Origin of the sequence: Streptomyces sp. NBC_00443 (assembly GCF_036014175.1) — a bacterium.
Lineage (GTDB): Bacteria > Actinomycetota > Actinomycetes > Streptomycetales > Streptomycetaceae > Streptomyces.
On the sequence record NZ_CP107917.1, the window covers coordinates 5,318,999 to 5,335,351 of the forward strand.

Consider the following 16,353-nt stretch of genomic DNA (forward strand, 5'->3'; position numbering starts at 1 on the left):
CAACTACTTCGTTACCTTACCTAACTCTTGACGATTTCTTGACACTCGGACAGGCATGATCGAACGTCCGTCCGCGCTGGTTCCCCACTCCGCGTCAAGGTGGAGCGGGCCCTGCGCCTATGGTTGCTCCAGCACTCCAGGACCGCCTGCCGCTCGCGTTAGGACAGCAAGGACAGCGATGCCCCCCAACACCACCGCCTCCACGGGTCAGCAGCCCGGCAAGTCCGGCAGGAAGAAGGGGCGCAGAGGCCGCCTGCTCGTCATCGTGCTGGTCCTGGCCGTCGTGGCGGGCGTCACCGGTGGGGCGTACTGGTCCATCAGCACCGTGCGCGCCTCCTTCCCGCAGACCGAGGGGTCGATAACGCTCGACGGGCTGTCCGGACCCGTCGACGTGAAGCGCGACGGCTACGGCATCCCGCAGATCTACGCCTCCTCCGACGCGGACCTGTTCATGGCCCAGGGCTTCGTCCAGGCGCAGGACCGGTTCTACGAGATGGACGTGCGCCGCCACATGACCTCCGGGCGCCTGTCGGAGATGTTCGGCAAGAGCCAGGTCGACAACGACGAGTTCCTGCGCACCCTGGGCTGGAACCGCGTGGCCGAGCAGGAGTACGAGAAGACGCTGTCCGACTCCACCAAGAAGTACCTCCAGGCGTACGCCAAGGGAGTCAACGCCTACCTGGACGGCAAGAGCAACAAGGACATCTCCCTGGAGTACGCGGCCCTCGGGTTCGCCAACGACTACAAGCCGCAGGAGTGGACCCCGGTCGACTCGGTCGCCTGGCTGAAGGCGATGGCCTGGGACCTGCGCGGCAACATGCAGGACGAGATCGACCGCGCCCTGATGACCAGCCGCCTGGGCCCCAAGGAGATCCAGGACCTGTACCCGGACTACCCGTACGGCCGGAACAAGACGATCGTCCAGGCGGGCCAGTACGACGAGGCCACCAAGACCTTCGAGCAGGGCTCCACGTCCACCGCGGGCTCCTCCACCGACAGTTCCACGAGCGGCACGGGAACGGCCGCCGGCTCGGACGGCTCCGGCCTGCAGAGTCAGCTGTCGGGCCTCCAGGACGTCCTGGACGACCTGCCGACCGCCGTCGGCGTGAACGGCAACGGCATCGGCTCCAACTCCTGGGTGGTCGGCGGAAAGTACACCATCACCGGCAAGCCGCTGCTGGCCAACGACCCGCACCTGTCGGCCTCGCTGCCGTCCGTCTGGTACCAGATGGGCCTGCACTGCCGCTCGGTCTCCAGCAAGTGCCAGTACGACGCCAGCGGCTACACCTTCGCGGGCATGCCCGGCGTGATCATCGGCCACAACCAGAACATCTCCTGGGGCATGACGAACTCCGGCGTCGACGTCAGCGACCTCTACCTGGAGAAGCTCTCCGGCGACGGCTACCTGTACGACGGCAAGACGCGCCCCTTCACCACGCGCGAGGAGACCATCAAGGTCGCCGGCGGTTCCCCCAAGAAGATCGTCGTCCGCGAGACCGACAACGGACCGCTGCTGTCCGACCGCAGCAGCGAGCTGGTGAAGGTCGGCAAGAAGGCCACCGTCGACACCGCCGCCCCCGACCGCGGCGACGGCTACGGCATCTCGCTGCGCTGGACCGCGCTCCAGGCGGGCACCACCATGGACGCCGTCTTCGCCATGGACAAGGCGAAGAACTGGAACGACTTCCGCGCCGCGGGCGCCCTGTTCGACGTGCCCTCGCAGAACCTGATCTACGCCGACACCGAGGGCAACATCGGCTACACGCTGCCCGGCAGGATCCCCACCCGCCCGCAGGGCTACGACGGCTCCGTCCCGGCGCCCGGCTGGGACTCCGAGTCCCGCTGGACCGGCTACATCGACGACGACGAGCTGCCGTACGAGTACAACCCGTCCCGCGGCTACATCGTCACCGCCAACCAGGCGGTGGTCGACAAGGCGAAGTACCCCTACACGCTCACCACGGACTGGGGCTACGGCGCCCGCAGCCAGCGCATCACCGATCTGATCCAGTCGAAGATCGACGACGGCGGCAAGATCTCCACCGAGGACATGCGTCAGATGCAGCTCGACAACAGCAGCGAGATCGCCAAGCTGCTGGTGCCCAAGCTGCTGAAGATCGACATCGACGACAAGACGGTCCGGGACGCGGACGACGTCCGGGAGGCACAGGAACTCCTGGAGGGCTGGGACTACACCCAGGACGCCGACTCGGCGGCCGCCGCCTACTTCAACTCGGTCTGGCGCAACATCCTCAAGCTCGCCTTCGGCAACAAGCTGCCCAAGGAGCTGCGGGTCAAGGGCCAGTGCCTGTGGGTCGACCCGGTCAACACCACCGGCCCCGCGGACGCGACGGAGAAGGTCCGCGAGTGCGGCGAGCGCGAGGCCGACCAGGCGCAGCCGGACGGCGGCGACCGCTGGTTCGAGGTCGTGCGCAGCCTCATGGACGACGAGAAGAGCGACTGGTGGACGACGCCGAAGAACGGCACCCGTCCCGCGGCCACCGACCGTGACAGCCTGTTCAAGCGCGCCATGATCGACGCCCGCTGGGAGCTGACCGCCAAGCTCGGCAAGGACATCGACACATGGAGCTGGGGCCGGCTGCACCGCCTGTTCCTGAAGAATCAGACCCTTGGCACCGACGGCCCCGGGTTCCTCCAGTACGCCCTCAACCGCGGCCCCTGGAAGCTCAGCGGCGGCGAGGCCACGGTCAATGCCAGCGGCTGGAACGCGGCCGGCGGCTACGGCGTGGTCTGGGTGCCGTCGATGCGGATGGTGGTCAACCTCGGCGACCTCGACAAGTCGAAGTGGATCAACCTCACCGGCGCCTCGGGGCACGCCTACAACGCCCACTACACCGACCAGACGGACAAGTGGGCCGACGGCGAACTGCTCGACTGGTCCTTCTCGAAGGACGCCGTCGAGAAGAGCACGAGCTACACCCTGGTGCTCAAGCCGTGAGCCGCTGACTGCGCGCAGCTGAAGGCAAACGCCGAAAGGGCCCTCCACACACGCGTGGAGGGCCCTTCGCCTGTGCGGCACCACGGCCTCAAAGGACTCAGGCCTCGCGGAACCTGCGCACCCCCGACGGCGTCACCACCGCATCCACCGGACGGTCGTGCGGCTCTTCGGGGACGTGCTCGACGACCTCGGAGTCGTACAGCAGGACCACGCGCGCGGGATGCGCCCCCGCGCCCTCCAGGCGGGCCAGGACGCGGTCGTACGACCCACCGCCGCGCCCCAGACGCATCCCGCGCGCGTCGACGGCGAGCCCCGGCAGCAGCACGACGTCGGCGCCGGTCACGGCGTCCGGGCCGAGGCGTTCGCCGGCGGGCTCGAAGAGGGCCATCTTTCCGGCGTGTTGGACGCGGGCGAGGGAGTCCTCCCCGAAGTAGGCACCCCAGTCGAGGTCGTTGTCGGGCAGGAGGGCGGGGAGCAGGACGCGCACGCCCCGGGCGCGCAGCGCGTCCAGCAGCGCGAGCGTGCCGGGTTCACTCCCGACGGAGACGTATGCGGCCACCACGTGCGCGTGCGCGAGCTCGGGCAGCTCCAGTGCCCGACCCGCCAGCGCGGTCGCCGTTTCCCGCAGGTCATCGGCCGTCAACCTGTTCCTCACCGAGATGAACTCTCGCCGCAACGTTCGCTTGTCAGTGTCGGCCGGACGTCCGGAGTGAGTCACTGGTCGCACCCGTACCCTTCCTAATGCGCTCATATGAGAGTGAATTAACCGGAGCCTCAGATTCACTGCAAAGGCACCGGATATGGTGTCGGGCATGACTCAGTCGCACCCTCGGATCAGCAAGGCTGTCATCCCCGCAGCGGGCCTCGGTACCCGCTTCCTGCCGGCCACCAAAGCCACTCCCAAGGAGATGCTGCCGGTCGTCGACAAGCCGGCGATCCAGTACGTGGTCGAAGAGGCTGCATCGGCAGGCCTCGACGACGTCCTCATGATCACGGGCCGCAACAAGCGCCCGCTGGAGGACCACTTCGACCGCAACTACGAGCTGGAATCCGCTCTTCAGAAGAAGGGTGACGCGGGCCGGCTCGCCAAGGTGCAGGAGTCCAGCGACCTCGCGACGATGCACTACGTCCGCCAGGGCGACCCCAAGGGCCTCGGCCACGCCGTCCTGTGCGCCGCCCCGCACGTCGGCCACGAGCCCTTCGCCGTCCTCCTCGGCGACGACCTGATCGACCCTCGCGACCCGCTGCTCAAGCGGATGGTCGAGGTGCAGGAGCAGCACGGCGGCAGCGTCATCGCGCTGATGGAGGTCGCGCCCGAGCAGATCCACCTCTACGGCTGTGCGGCCGTGGACCCCACCGATGACGGCGACGTGGTCAAGGTGCACGACCTCGTCGAGAAGCCGGCCGCCGCCGACGCCCCGTCGAACTACGCGATCATCGGCCGCTACGTCCTCGACCCGGCCATCTTCGACATACTGCGCAAGACCGAGCCGGGTCGCGGCGGTGAGATCCAGCTCACCGACGCCCTGCAGCAGCTCTCGCAGGACGAGAAGGTCGGCGGCCCGGTGCACGGCGTCGTCTTCAAGGGCCGCCGCTATGACACCGGCGACCGTGGCGACTACCTGCGTGCCATTGTCAGACTCGCGTGCGAACGTGAAGACCTGGGCCCGGACTTCCGGACCTGGCTTCGCAGTTACGTAGCCGAGGAGATGTAGCGAGTTGAGCACCGCCGCCGCCGCGCCCCGCCCCGCAGGCCAGGACCATCTCTGGTCGGTGGACGAACACCTGGAGGACATCCTCGCGACCGTCCGCCCCCTCGAACCCATCGAGCTGCAACTGCTCGACGCCCAGGGCTGTGTCCTGGTCGACGACGTCACGGTGCCGGTCTCCCTGCCGCCGTTCGACAACAGCTCCATGGACGGGTACGCGGTGCGGGTCGCGGATGTCGCGGGCGCGAGCGAGGAGTTCCCGGCGGTCCTGGAGGTCGTCGGGGACGTCGCGGCGGGCCAGGCCGACCTGCTCCACGTGGGCCCCGGCCAGGCCGCCCGCATCATGACCGGCGCCCCGCTGCCGCCCGGCGCCGAGACGGTCGTTCCCGTGGAGTGGACCGACGGCGGCCTCGGCGAGGGCCCGGTGACCGGGATGCGCGCCCGCAGCCTGGCCCCCGACGGCGCCCGGGGCCAGGTGCACATCCACCGGCCGGCCGAGGCACGCGCCCATGTGCGCGCGAAGGGAAGCGACGTCAAGGCGGGTGACCGGGCCCTCGAAGCGGGCACGGTCCTCGGGCCGCCCCAGATCGCCCTGCTCGCCGCGATCGGACGCGGCACGGTGCGCGTGCGCCCACGCCCGCGCGTGGTCGTCATGTCCACCGGCAGCGAACTCGTCCAGCCCGACGAGGCCCTGGGGCACGGCCAGATCTACGACTCCAACAGCTTCGCCCTCACGGCCGCGGCCCGGGACGCCGGCGCCATCGCCTACCGCGTGGGCGCCGTCGCCGACGACGCCGAGACGCTCCGGTCCACCGTCGAGGACCAGCTCGTGCGCGCCGACCTCATGGTCACCACCGGCGGCGTGAGCGTCGGGGCGTACGACGTCGTCAAGGAGGCGCTGTCGCACGTCGGCGACGAGGACGAGGCCGGCAGCGGCATCGACTTCCGCAAGCTCGCCATGCAGCCCGGCAAGCCCCAGGGCTTCGGCTCCATCGGCCCCGACCACACCCCGCTGCTCGCGCTCCCGGGCAACCCGGTGTCGTCGTACGTCTCCTTCGAGCTGTTCGTGCGCCCCGCGATCCGCACCCTGATGGGCCTGGAGGACGTCCACCGGCCGCGGATGACGGCGACCCTTGCTGCGGACAAGGCGCTGAGCTCGCCCAAGGGACGCAGACAGTTCCTGCGCGCGACGTACGCCGACGGCGAGGTGCGGCCGGTCGGCGGCGCCGGGTCGCATCTGATCGCCGCCCTCGCACACGCCGACGCGCTGATCGTCGTCCCCGAGGACGTGGAGAGCGTCGAGCCCGGCACCGAGGTCGAGGTGGTCCTGCTCGGCTGAGAGGCCCTGCTTGGCGGTACCGTGTCGCGCACAGCAGGCCCGTGCGCCGCACCGCGACGGGCCCGGACCGGGAGCGCCAGACCAGCATGAGCATGCAGGACCCACCCAGCCAGGAACGCCTCACGCACATCGACGACGTGGGCGCGGCCCGCATGGTCGACGTCTCCGAGAAGGCCGTGACCGCGCGCACCGCCCGCGCCAGCGGACGCGTCCTCGTCTCGCCCCGCGTGGTCGAGCTGCTGCGCGGCGAGGGGGTACCCAAGGGCGACGCCCTCGCCACCGCCCGTATCGCGGGCATCATGGGCGCCAAGCGCACACCGGACCTGATCCCGCTGTGCCACCCATTGTCGGTGTCCGGTGTGAAACTGGATCTGTCGGTCGCGGACGACGCGGTGGAGATCCTCGCCACCGTGAAGACGACGGACCGCACGGGCGTCGAGATGGAGGCCCTCACCGCGGTCTCCGTCGCCGCGCTCACCGTGATCGACATGGTGAAGGCGGTCGACAAGGGAGCGGTCATCACGGACGTGCGCGTGGAGGAGAAGACGGGCGGCAAGTCGGGCGACTGGAGCCGGGCATGACACTGGACGCGTCGATCGGTGGTGCACTGCTCGCGCCGTACAGCGCCCTCGTGGTCACCGCCTCCAACCGAGCCGCCGCCGGGATCTACGAAGACAAGGGCGGCCCGCTGATCGCCGACGGCCTCAAGGGCTTCGGCTTCGCGGTCGACGGACCGCAGGTCGTGCCCGACGGCGACCCCGTGAAGGCCGCTCTGCGCGCCGGAGTCGACGCCGGGTACGACGTCATCGTCACCACTGGCGGCACCGGCATCTCGCCGACCGACCGCACCCCCGAGGCGACCCGTGCCCTCCTCGACTTCGAGGTGCCGGGCATCGCCGAGGCGATCAGGGCGTTCGGACGGGACAAGGTGCCCACGGCGGCACTGTCCCGGGGGCTCAGCGGAGTCGCCGGGCGCACGCTGATCATCAACCTGCCCGGCTCCAGCGGCGGGGTGAAGGACGGGCTGGCCGTCCTGGAGCCCCTGCTGGCCCACGCCGTCGACCAGATCCGCGGCGGCGACCACCCCAGACCCAGCAGCGGGGGTGCGAGCTGAACAGCCCATCCTGGCCCGTCGTGCTGAGGGACGGCGATGTCGTCCTGAGGCCGATAAAGATGCGCGACCAGCGGGCCTGGCGCGAGGTCAACCGGCGCAACCGGGACTGGCTGCGGCCCTGGGAGGCGACCATTCCGCCGCCCACGCCCAGCGGACCGATCACACACCGGCCGACCTACCGCCAGATGGTCCGGCATCTGCGGTCCGAGGCGCACTCGGGCCGGATGCTGCCGTTCGTCATCGAGTACCAGGGCCGGCTGGTGGGGCAGTTGACCGTCGCCGGGATCACCTGGGGCTCGATGTGCTCGGGACACGTCGGCTACTGGGTGGACGAGGCGGTGGCGGGCCGCGGCGTGATGCCGACCGCCGTGGCCCTCGTGGTGGACCACTGTTTCCGCACCGTTGGTCTGCACCGCATCGAGGTCTGCATTCGCCCCGAGAACGCGCCCAGCCGCCGGGTCGTGGAGAAACTCGGATTCCGCGAGGAGGGGCTGCGTCCGCGATATCTCCACATCGACGGAGCCTGGCGCGACCATCTCGTCTTCGCGCTCACGGCGGAAGAGGTGCCGGAAGGGTTGCTCGGCCGCTGGCACCGGGCGAGCTCGCAGAAGACCTCGCAGTCGAACCCGCAGGACACCCGCCAGAACAGCCAGGGGAATCGCGCCTGGCCCGGAAATTGAATAAGTGTTCGAAATTGATCGCCGGATGACCGCCTCGGGGCATTAAATTCGCACCCTCAGCGGGCTGCTGATCGCATCGGTCACAAAAAAAGTTCGAAATATCAGCCAGATCGTGCGACACACCGGCTCAATTGGCGGATGGCCTCACGCAAACCCCTCTACCGTGTGAGACGTGAGCAGCAGCGGCCTCATCTACGCAGTCATTGTCGGGGCCTGGGCCGCCTACTTGGTGCCGATGTGGCTCCGTAGGCAGGACGAGCTGAACGAGGCCCGTCCGACGGAACGCTTCAGCACAGCCATCCGGTTGCTGTCCGGACGGGCGGGGATGGAGCGCCGGTACGCCAAGGACCTGCGCGCGCGCTCCACCGAGGAGGGGGAGCCCAGCGCCGATGACCCGGGCGACGTCACCGAGTCGGTGGACGTCCGGGCCTTCGCCATGCCTCCGACCCGTCCGCAGGCCCAGGCTGCGGTACAGGAGCAGGCGCCGGGGCGCCCGGAGCCGGCACGGGAATCCGCGCGGGAATCCATGCGAGAACAGGGGGGCAAACCGGCACCCGAACACGGGTCCAGGCAGGCCCCCGAACGCGCGGGCGCGCCAGCGGCCGAAGCGGGCTCCGGCCCTGCAGCCAAGGCACGCAAGCGAGTGCCCGCCGCCCGGCGGGCGCCCTCGCCCTCGGAGGAGGCGGCAGCAGCGCGCGCCCGGCGCCTGAAGGCGCTCGCGCGCCGTCGGCGTACGACCGTCGTCCTCTTCCTCGCCTTCACCCTCGGCGCGATCGTCGCCGCGGTCGGCGGGCTCGCGTTCCTGTGGGCGCCCGGCGTTCCCGCCGTGATGCTCAGCGGGTACATCGCGTATCTGCGCTCCCAGGAGCGCCGCCGCTTCGCCTACCAGATGGACCGGCGCCGCGCCGAGGTCGCCGCGCAGCGGCTTCGCGAGCATGCGCGCCAGTCACGCCGGCGCGGCCCCGCCGACGCCGGTGCCGGTCTCGACGAGTCCGACGAGAGGCCCGAACCAGGTACCGACCCCGGGCTCTCCGCCCTCGCCGCGGACCGGCGCGCCCTCGTCGAGCAGACCGACCATGCCGAGTGGGTCGACCAGCAGCGCGAGCGGCAGCGCAGGCCCGGCCACGGCGACAGCTGGGACCCGGTGCCGGTGCCGCTGCCGACGTACGTGACCGCGCCGGTCGCGCCTCGGGCCACATCCGATGTGGACCTCGGCGCGCCGGACGCCTGGAGCTCGGCACGGTCGAGCCCCGTCGGCCGGGACCGGGAGGCGGGCGCCGAGGCCGCGGACGGGTCCGCGCGGGGTGCCGAGCCGGGCGACGCGGGTCGCGAGGACGAGAAGGCCGAGGGGGGCGGTCGCAGCGACGCGCGCCGGGCCGCCTCCGCTCGCCGGGCGCGTGAGCGGGGCCGTACGCCGCTGTTCGACCAGTTCGAGGACGGCGAGCGGCCGCGAGCCGCGAACGAGTAGCCACCCCGTCCGGCCAGGGAACGGATTACCAAGCACGCCGATCGGGGTGCTAAAGTTTCACTCGTTGCAAGGGCCTGTGGCGCAGTCCGGTAGCGCACCTCGTTCGCATCGAGGGGGCCAGGGGTTCGAATCCCCTCAGGTCCACCGCAACAACTTTCCAAGGAACTTGGGCAGTTGAAAGATCCCGTCCGATCGGTTGATCGGGCGGGATCTTTGTTGTTCCCAGGTAGTTCCCAAGGGGTCACGTCTTGAGGGGGGACTATGCAGAAGGCCACCGCGGAATTACCGGCGGAGCGCGTGGCGCCGTTGCGGAACGCGCGCTTCCGGCGGTTCGTGACCGCCAGTCTCATCTCGGCCACCGGATCCGCGATGGCGCCGCTTGCGCTCGCCTACGCCGTGATCGGGGAGGGCGGCGGGGCCGGGGACCTCGGTGTGGTGCTCGCCACGAACACCGTGCCGACCATCGTCTTCCTCCTCGTGGGCGGAGTGCTCGCGGACCGGGTCTCCCGGAGCAGGCTGCTCTTCCTCGGCAATCTGCTGGCGGCCGCCGCGCAAGGGGCACTGGCCCTCGCCCTCGCCCTCGGGCAGGCGACGACCACCTCCATCGCGGTCTGCGGCTTTGTCTCGGGGACGGCCTTGGCCTTCACCGTGCCCGCCACCCAGGGGGCCGTGCCGCAGATCGTGCCGGCGGAGCAGTTGCAGCAGGCCAACGCCCTGCTCAGGCTGCCGAGCAACGCCGTCAAAGTGCTCGGGCCGGCCATCGGCGGAGTCGTCGTCGCGGTCAGCGGCCCGGCCTGGGCGCTGGCCTGGGACGCGCTCACCTTCGCCGTGGCCGCCGTCCTGCTGCGCGGGCTGCGCCTGGATGCGCCCGTCACCGTCACCAGTGCGCTGAGCGACCTGCGGGAGGGCTGGACCGGCTTCTGGTCGCGGACCTGGCTGTGGACCTACACGATCGCCGGGGCCGTCCTCGTCGCCGCCTGGCTGGCCGGCTTCCAGTTGCTGGGGCCGGTCGTCGCGGCGGAACAGTACGCGGGGGCGCGGGACTGGGGGCTCGTGGCGGGCGCGTTCTCCGCGGGGCTGCTGGTCGGGACCGTGGTGTGCCTGCGCTGGCGGCCGTACCGGCTGATGGTCGTGGCGGTCGTGGCAGGTGCGCCGCTCGCCGGGCCGTTGCTCGTCATGGCGTGGGGACTGCCGCTGCCCTGGCTGCTGTTGGCCGCCCTGCTCGCGGGGATCGCGCTGGACGTGGCGATCGTCGCGTGGACGACCGCCTTCCAGCAGCACGTTCCGCAGAGCGAGTTGGGGCGCATGAGCGCGTTCAACAGCGTCGGGGAGCGGCTGGCCATTCCGCTCGGCTACCTGCTCACCGCGCTCGCCGCCGGCAGCTGGGGCAACCGGACGGTGCTGCTGGCGTGCGCCGGGCTCGTGGTCGCCGCCACCGTCCTCAACCTCTGTGTGCGGGACCTCTACCGCGTCAACGCCGCACGGGACTGAGCGCTCACAGCGCCTTCGCGTAACACAGGCTCAGCTCGTGGAAGCGGTAGTAGCCGAACTTCCGGCACGGTTCATAGCCGCTGGACGTGTACAGCGCCACCGCCTCCGGCTGCTTCGTCCCGGTCTCCAGCACCATGCGCGTGCGGCCCGCCGCACGCGCGTCCTCCTCCAGCGCGGCCAGGACGCGTCTCGCCAGGCCCCGCCCGCGCATCTGCTCGATGACGTACATCCGCTTGAGCTCGGCGTCCCCGTCCTCGTTGCCCTCGCCGTTCTCGTCCTGTGACCGCCAGCCGCCGGAGGCGACGGGGGTGCCGAGCGCGTCGTACGCGATCAGGTAGAGGCCGTACGGCGGTCTGAAGTCCGCCGTGTCCAGGGGCGTTGCGTCGCCGTCGTCGCCGTAGCGAACGCCGTACTCGGCCTGCACCTGGTCGTTGAGCTTGGCGGCGTCGGGGTGGTCGAACGGGACAGGACGTATATGCATGCTAAATACCGTATATCAATTCAAGATCAAGGGTTTCCAGAATCGGACACCGTCCAGTGTGCCGGTAGGGTGCCCGAGTGCTCACTGTGACCTCTGTGAATGTGAACGGGCTGCGGGCCGCCGCGAAGAAGGGCTTCGTGGAGTGGCTCGCCGGCACCGAGGCCGATGTGCTGTGCCTTCAGGAGGTGCGCGCGGAGCCGCAGCAGCTGCCCGAGTCCGTCCGCACGCCCGACGGCTGGCACGTCGTGCACGCGCCCGCCGCGGCCAAGGGCCGCGCCGGCGTCTCCCTCTACACCCGCCGCGAGCCCGACCGGATCCAGGTCGGCTTCGGGTCGAGTGAGTTCGACGACAGCGGGCGCTACGTCGAGGCCGACCTCCCGGGTGTGACGGTCGCCTCGCTCTACCTCCCCTCCGGCGAGGTGGGCACGGAGCGGCAGGACGAGAAGGTCCGCTTCATGGGCGAGTTCCTCGCCTACCTGAAGGCCCTGCGCGAGCGCGCCGCCGCCGACGGCCGCGAGGTCCTGGTCTGCGGTGACTGGAACATCGCCCACCAGCAGGCCGACCTGAAGAACTGGCGCGGCAACACCAAGAACTCGGGCTTCCTGCCGGAAGAGCGGGAGTGGCTGACCGAGGTGTTCGACGGCGGTGCCGGGGGCTATGTCGACGTCGTACGGGAGCTGCATCCGGATGTGGAGGGGCCGTACTCGTGGTGGTCGTACCGCGGGCGCGCCTTCGACAACGACGCGGGATGGCGCATCGACTACCAGGTGGCGACGCCCGGGCTCGCCGCCATGGCGCTCAAGGGATACGTCGAGCGCGCGGCGACGCATGCCGAGCGGTGGTCGGACCACGCGCCGGTGACGGTGGTCTACGGCCGCTAGCCCGGCCCTCGCCGTCAGTCCTGCTCGCCCTGCTTGCGCAGCCGTCGGTCCAGCGCCAACGACAGCTCCGCCTCCACCACGCTCCGCGCGAGCGGGCGCAGGCGCTGGAGGTCGTCCTCGTGGGCGTGGCGCAGGACCAGTTCGGCGAACATCTCCGCGAGTTCGTCCACGTGTTCGCGGACCTGCTTGCCTGCCGCAAGGACCTCTGCGAGGGGGATTCCTTCGCGGACCAGGGCCGAGGAGACGTCGAGGAGCCGGCGGCTTATGTGGACGATCTCGCCGCCGTCGGTGCCGAGGTAGCCGAGGTCCAGGGCGGCGGCGAGGTTCTCCGGGGTGACCTGGCCTTCGAAGCGGCCGGCGAGTTCCTCGGGGGTGAGGCGGACCGGCTCCTCCTCCGTGGGGGCGGCGCCGAGGAGGTCGGCGACGTCGCGGCCGTGGTCGAGGGCGTCGGCGAGTTCCGCGATGCCGTTCAGGGTGTGGCCGCGTTCCAGCAGTGCCGAGATCGTGCGCAGGCGGGCCAGGTGCTGGTCGCCGTACCAGGCGATGCGGCCCTCGCGGCGGGGTGGCGGGATCAGCTTGCGTTCGCGGTAGAAGCGCAGGGTGCGCGCCGTGATGCCGGCCAGGCGGGCCAGTTCCTCCATGCGGTATTCACGCTTCTCGGTCACCCGGGAACCTTAATTCGTACCGGCGGTAACTTTCCTCGTGCCGACCCCTACCGGTCGGTACGGAGCTCCTCTACTCTCCCCATTGTGCCAGTGTTCACTGGCATGGTTCCGGTTTCCGGGGTCCGGGAGAAGCTAGGGAGGCAAGGCATGGCCGAACGCGAACATGTGCGGGTCGCGGTGGTCGGGTCCGGGTTCGGCGGGCTGGGGGCCGCTGTACGGCTGCGGCGCGAGGGCGTCACCGACTTCGTCGTCCTGGAGCGGGCCGACAGCGTAGGCGGCACCTGGCGGGACAACAGCTATCCGGGGTGCGCGTGTGACGTGCCGTCCCATCTGTACTCCTTCTCCTTCGCGCCCAACCCCGACTGGCCGCGCACCTTCTCCGGCCAGCAGCACATCCGCGCCTACCTGGAGCACGTCACCGACGTCTTCCGGCTGCGGCCGCACATCCGCTTCAACTCGGAGGTGCAGCGGATGACCTGGAACGCCGAGCGGCTGTGCTGGGACATCGAGACCAGCGGGGGCAAGCTGTCGGCCGACCTCGTCGTCTCCGCCACCGGGCCGCTGTCCGACCCGAAGATGCCGGACATCCCGGGGCTCGACTCCTTCCCGGGCAAGGTCTTCCACTCCGCCCGCTGGGACCACGACTTCGACCTGCGCGGCAAGCGCGTCGCGATGGTCGGCACCGGCGCCTCCGCCATCCAGATCGTGCCGTCCATCCAGCCGCAGGTCGAGCGGCTCACGCTCTTCCAGCGCACCCCGCCGTGGGTCATGCCCCGCGTCGACCGTGCCATCAGCGGCGTCGAGCGTTCCCTGCACCGGGCCCTGCCCCTCACCGCGCAACTGCGCCGCGGACTGCTGTGGGGAATCCGGGAGCTGCAGGTCCAGGCGTTCACCAAGCGCCCCAACGAGCTCGGTCTGATCGAGCAGTTGGCCAAGCGCAACATGGCCCGCTCCATCAAGGACCCGGCCCTGCGCGCCAAGCTGACCCCCGACTACCGCATCGGCTGCAAGCGGATCCTGCTGAGCAGTGAGTACTACCCGGCGCTCGCCCAGCCCAACGTGGACCTCGTCGCCAGTGGTCTGAGCGAGGTGCGCGGCTCGACCCTCGTCGCGGCCGACGGCAGCGAGGCCGAGGTCGACGCGATCGTCTTCGGTACGGGTTTCCACGTCACCGACATGCCGATCGCGGACCGGGTGGTGGGTGCGCAGGGGCAGACCCTCGCCGAGTCGTGGAAGGGCGGGATGGAGGCGCTGCGCGGCGCGTCCGCCGCCGGGTTCCCGAACTGGATGACGATCATCGGGCCCAACACGGGGCTCGGGAACTCGTCCATGATCCTCATGATCGAGTCCCAGCTGAACTACATGGCCGACTTCGTGAAGCAGCTGGACGTCCTCGGCGGACGCGCGGCTCTGGACGCCCGGCCCAGCGCCGTGCACGCCTGGAACCGGCGGGTTCAGGAGCGCATGAAGCGGACGGTGTGGAACACGGGCGGCTGCACCAGCTGGTACCTGGACGCCAGCGGCCGCAACACGACCGTCTGGCCCGGTACGACGACCGAGTTCCGCCGTGCCACGCGCCGGGTGGATCTGGCGGAGTACGAACTCCTGCGCGCGCCGGCCGAGATGGGCGACAAGGCGCAGGACGCAGAGTCACAGGACAGCAAGGCGAAGAACGGCAGGTCGGAGGACGCCAAGTCGAAGGACGCCAACTCCAAGGACGCCACGTCGGGGGTGACCGCGTGAGCCGGCTGATGCACGTCGCCACCGGGCCGTACGCCCCGCCCGCCCCCGCCCGTGAGCTGACGGCGATATCCGCCGACGGCGCGCGCCTGCACGTGGAGGTGCACGGTCCCGTCGACGACACGTCCGCGCCCGCCGTCGTGCTCGCACACGGCTGGACCTGTTCGACCGCCTTCTGGGCGGCCCAGATCCGGGAGCTGGCCGTCGACCACCGGGTCATCGCCTACGACCAGCGCGGCCACGGACGCAGCCCGGCGAGCCCGGCGTGCAGCAGCGACGCCCTCGCCGACGACCTCGAAGCCGTACTGGAGGCGACGCTCGCACCCGGCGAGAAAGCCGTGATCGTCGGGCACTCCATGGGCGGCATGACGGTGATGGCCGCCGCCACCCGCCCGGGGTTCCGTGCGCACGCCGCCGCGGTCCTGCTGTGCAGCACGGGCGCCTCGCGGCTGGTCGCCGAGTCCACGGTCGTGCCGATGCGGCCGGGGCGGCTGCGGACCTGGCTGACGAAGCACATCCTCGGCTCGCGCGCGCCGCTCGGGCCGGTCACGCCCATCGCCAGGTCGATCCTCAAGTACGCGACGATGGGCCCCGGTTCGGCCTCGCACATGGTCGAGGCGTGCGCGCGGATCGTGCACGCGTGTCCGCGCAAGGTGCGATACGCCTGGTCGAACGTGCTGGATCTGCTCGATCTCGACCATGGCGTGCGGGAGTTGACGGTGCCGACCGCGGTGGTCGTCGGCACGGCCGACCGCCTGACTCCGCCGGTGCACGCCCGCTCGCTGGCCGCCGCGCTGCCGCACTGCCTCGGCGTCACCGAACTGCCCGGCCTCGGGCACATGACACCGGTCGAGGCGCCCGAGCTGGTGACCGGGAAGATACGCGAATTGGCAATGACGTACCCGCAGGCCAAGACGTACACGCAGGTCAAGGAGGGCGCATGAGCAGGGTGAGCCTCGAAGGGCAGGTCGCCGTCGTCACGGGGGCGGCACGGGGCGTCGGGGAGCTGCTCGCCCGCAAGCTCTCGGCGCGCGGCGCGAAAGTGGCGCTCGTCGGGCTGGAGGCGGACGCCCTCAAGCAGGTCTCCGCACGGCTGCACAGCGACAGCGACCACTGGTACGCGGACGTGACGGACCACGAGGCGATGGCGCGGGTGGCGCGGGAGGTGAAGGAACGGTTCGGGAAGGTCGACATCGTCGTCGCCAACGCGGGTGTCGCCAGCGGGGGACCCTTCGTGGACTCCGACCCGGAGGCGTGGCGGCGGGTCATCGAGGTCAACCTCATCGGGTCGGCGGTGACGGCTCGCGCGTTCCTGCCGGTGCTGATGGAGAGCCGGGGCTATCTGCTGCAGATCGCCTCGCTCGCGGCCATCACTCCGGCGCCGATGATGACCGCCTACTGCGCGTCCAAGTCGGGTGTGGAGGCGTACGCGCACAGTCTGCGGGCCGAAGTCGGTTACAAGGGCGTGCGGGTGGGGGTCGGGTATCTGTCCTGGACCGACACCGACATGGTGCGCGGCGCTGATCAGGACGACGTCATGCGGGAGTTGAGGAAGCGGCTGCCGTGGCCCTCCAACAAGACCTATCCGCTGGGACCGGCGGTCGACCGGATCGTGGCGGGTATCGAGCGGCGCTCCAGCCATGTCTACGGGCAGTGGTGGCTGCGGGGGATGCAGGGGATCCGCGGCTATCTGCCGGGGATCATCGGGACCGTGGGGCAACGGGAGATGCGGCGCTTCGGGGACCGGCTGGTGGGAGTGCGCACGGGGCTGGTCGGAGCGGGCGGCGCCGCCGATGAGCAGGAGCGTATTACTCGGCGTAACTGAT

The 16,353-nt window shown here is 70.4% G+C and carries 15 protein-coding genes and 1 tRNA gene; 13 read left to right on the forward strand and 3 right to left on the reverse strand.

What is annotated here, in order from left to right; translation table 11 throughout:
* Window positions 1–178: 178 nt before the first annotated feature.
* On the forward strand, window positions 179–2,959 hold the full coding sequence (locus OHO27_RS24185; RefSeq protein ID WP_328427079.1) for a penicillin acylase family protein: 2,781 nt from the start codon (window positions 179–181) through the stop codon (window positions 2,957–2,959).
* A gap of 97 nt (window positions 2,960–3,056) precedes the next feature.
* Here OHO27_RS24185 and OHO27_RS24190 read toward each other — a convergent pair whose 3' ends face one another.
* A complete protein-coding gene (locus tag OHO27_RS24190) occupies window positions 3,057–3,710 on the reverse strand; it encodes a 5-formyltetrahydrofolate cyclo-ligase (RefSeq protein ID WP_443059580.1) in 654 nt (217 codons plus the stop codon).
* 61 nt (window positions 3,711–3,771) lie between these two features.
* Between OHO27_RS24190 and galU the strand changes: the two genes are divergently transcribed.
* The 8 genes from galU to OHO27_RS24230 all read left to right on the forward strand — a co-directional run bounded on the left by galU (window position 3,772) and on the right by OHO27_RS24230 (window position 10,760).
* Window positions 3,772–4,674: a UTP--glucose-1-phosphate uridylyltransferase GalU gene (gene galU / locus OHO27_RS24195; RefSeq protein WP_328427081.1), complete on the forward strand. Its 903-nt coding sequence runs from the start codon at window positions 3,772–3,774 to the stop codon at window positions 4,672–4,674.
* A 4-nt stretch (window positions 4,675–4,678) separates the two neighbouring features.
* Window positions 4,679–6,007 (forward strand): molybdotransferase-like divisome protein Glp, encoded by a 1,329-nt coding sequence (gene glp, locus OHO27_RS24200; RefSeq protein WP_328427082.1) that lies wholly within the window; start codon window positions 4,679–4,681, stop codon window positions 6,005–6,007.
* Window positions 6,008–6,093: 86 nt separating this feature from the next.
* Window positions 6,094–6,588 (forward strand): cyclic pyranopterin monophosphate synthase MoaC, encoded by a 495-nt coding sequence (gene moaC, locus OHO27_RS24205; protein ID WP_328427083.1) that lies wholly within the window; start codon window positions 6,094–6,096, stop codon window positions 6,586–6,588.
* Window positions 6,585–7,121 (forward strand): MogA/MoaB family molybdenum cofactor biosynthesis protein, encoded by a 537-nt coding sequence (locus tag OHO27_RS24210; protein WP_328427084.1) that lies wholly within the window; start codon window positions 6,585–6,587, stop codon window positions 7,119–7,121. The genes moaC and OHO27_RS24210 overlap by 4 nt, the downstream gene beginning before the upstream one ends.
* Before the next feature lie 20 nt (window positions 7,122–7,141).
* Entirely contained in the window at window positions 7,142–7,801 is a 660-nt protein-coding gene (locus tag OHO27_RS24215; protein WP_328427085.1) for a GNAT family N-acetyltransferase, read from the forward strand.
* Between the two features lie 172 nt (window positions 7,802–7,973).
* On the forward strand, window positions 7,974–9,269 hold the full coding sequence (sepX, locus tag OHO27_RS24220; protein WP_328427086.1) for a divisome protein SepX/GlpR: 1,296 nt from the start codon (window positions 7,974–7,976) through the stop codon (window positions 9,267–9,269).
* A gap of 70 nt (window positions 9,270–9,339) precedes the next feature.
* Window positions 9,340–9,413: transfer RNA gene (locus tag OHO27_RS24225), tRNA-Ala, on the forward strand.
* Between the two features lie 117 nt (window positions 9,414–9,530).
* Complete coding sequence (locus OHO27_RS24230) at window positions 9,531–10,760, forward strand: MFS transporter (protein WP_328427087.1); 1,230 nt, start codon at window positions 9,531–9,533, stop codon at window positions 10,758–10,760.
* 4 nt (window positions 10,761–10,764) lie between these two features.
* Here the strand turns inward: OHO27_RS24230 and OHO27_RS24235 are convergent, their stop codons facing one another.
* Window positions 10,765–11,241, reverse strand: coding sequence for a GNAT family N-acetyltransferase (locus OHO27_RS24235; protein WP_328427088.1), 477 nt, complete (start codon window positions 11,239–11,241; stop codon window positions 10,765–10,767).
* Window positions 11,242–11,318: 77 nt separating this feature from the next.
* On the opposite strand from OHO27_RS24235, the gene OHO27_RS24240 reads away from it, so the two are divergent.
* Window positions 11,319–12,122, forward strand: a complete 804-nt coding sequence (locus OHO27_RS24240; RefSeq protein ID WP_328427089.1) for an exodeoxyribonuclease III — start codon at window positions 11,319–11,321, stop codon at window positions 12,120–12,122.
* A gap of 14 nt (window positions 12,123–12,136) precedes the next feature.
* Here the strand turns inward: OHO27_RS24240 and OHO27_RS24245 are convergent, their stop codons facing one another.
* Window positions 12,137–12,787, reverse strand: coding sequence for a MerR family transcriptional regulator (locus tag OHO27_RS24245; RefSeq protein ID WP_328427090.1), 651 nt, complete (start codon window positions 12,785–12,787; stop codon window positions 12,137–12,139).
* Window positions 12,788–12,934: 147 nt separating this feature from the next.
* On the opposite strand from OHO27_RS24245, the gene OHO27_RS24250 reads away from it, so the two are divergent.
* The 3 genes from OHO27_RS24250 to OHO27_RS24260 are packed head-to-tail and all read left to right on the forward strand — an operon-like array spanning window position 12,935 to window position 16,352.
* Window positions 12,935–14,530 (forward strand): flavin-containing monooxygenase, encoded by a 1,596-nt coding sequence (locus OHO27_RS24250; protein ID WP_328427091.1) that lies wholly within the window; start codon window positions 12,935–12,937, stop codon window positions 14,528–14,530.
* Window positions 14,527–15,471 carry an alpha/beta fold hydrolase gene (locus OHO27_RS24255; protein WP_328427092.1) on the forward strand — a complete coding sequence of 315 codons (945 nt, stop codon included), beginning with the start codon at window positions 14,527–14,529 and terminating at the stop codon, window positions 15,469–15,471. Before OHO27_RS24250 ends, OHO27_RS24255 begins: the two co-directional genes overlap by 4 nt.
* Entirely contained in the window at window positions 15,468–16,352 is an 885-nt protein-coding gene (locus tag OHO27_RS24260; protein ID WP_328427093.1) for an SDR family oxidoreductase, read from the forward strand. The genes OHO27_RS24255 and OHO27_RS24260 overlap by 4 nt, the downstream gene beginning before the upstream one ends.
* Window position 16,353 lies beyond the last annotated feature (1 nt).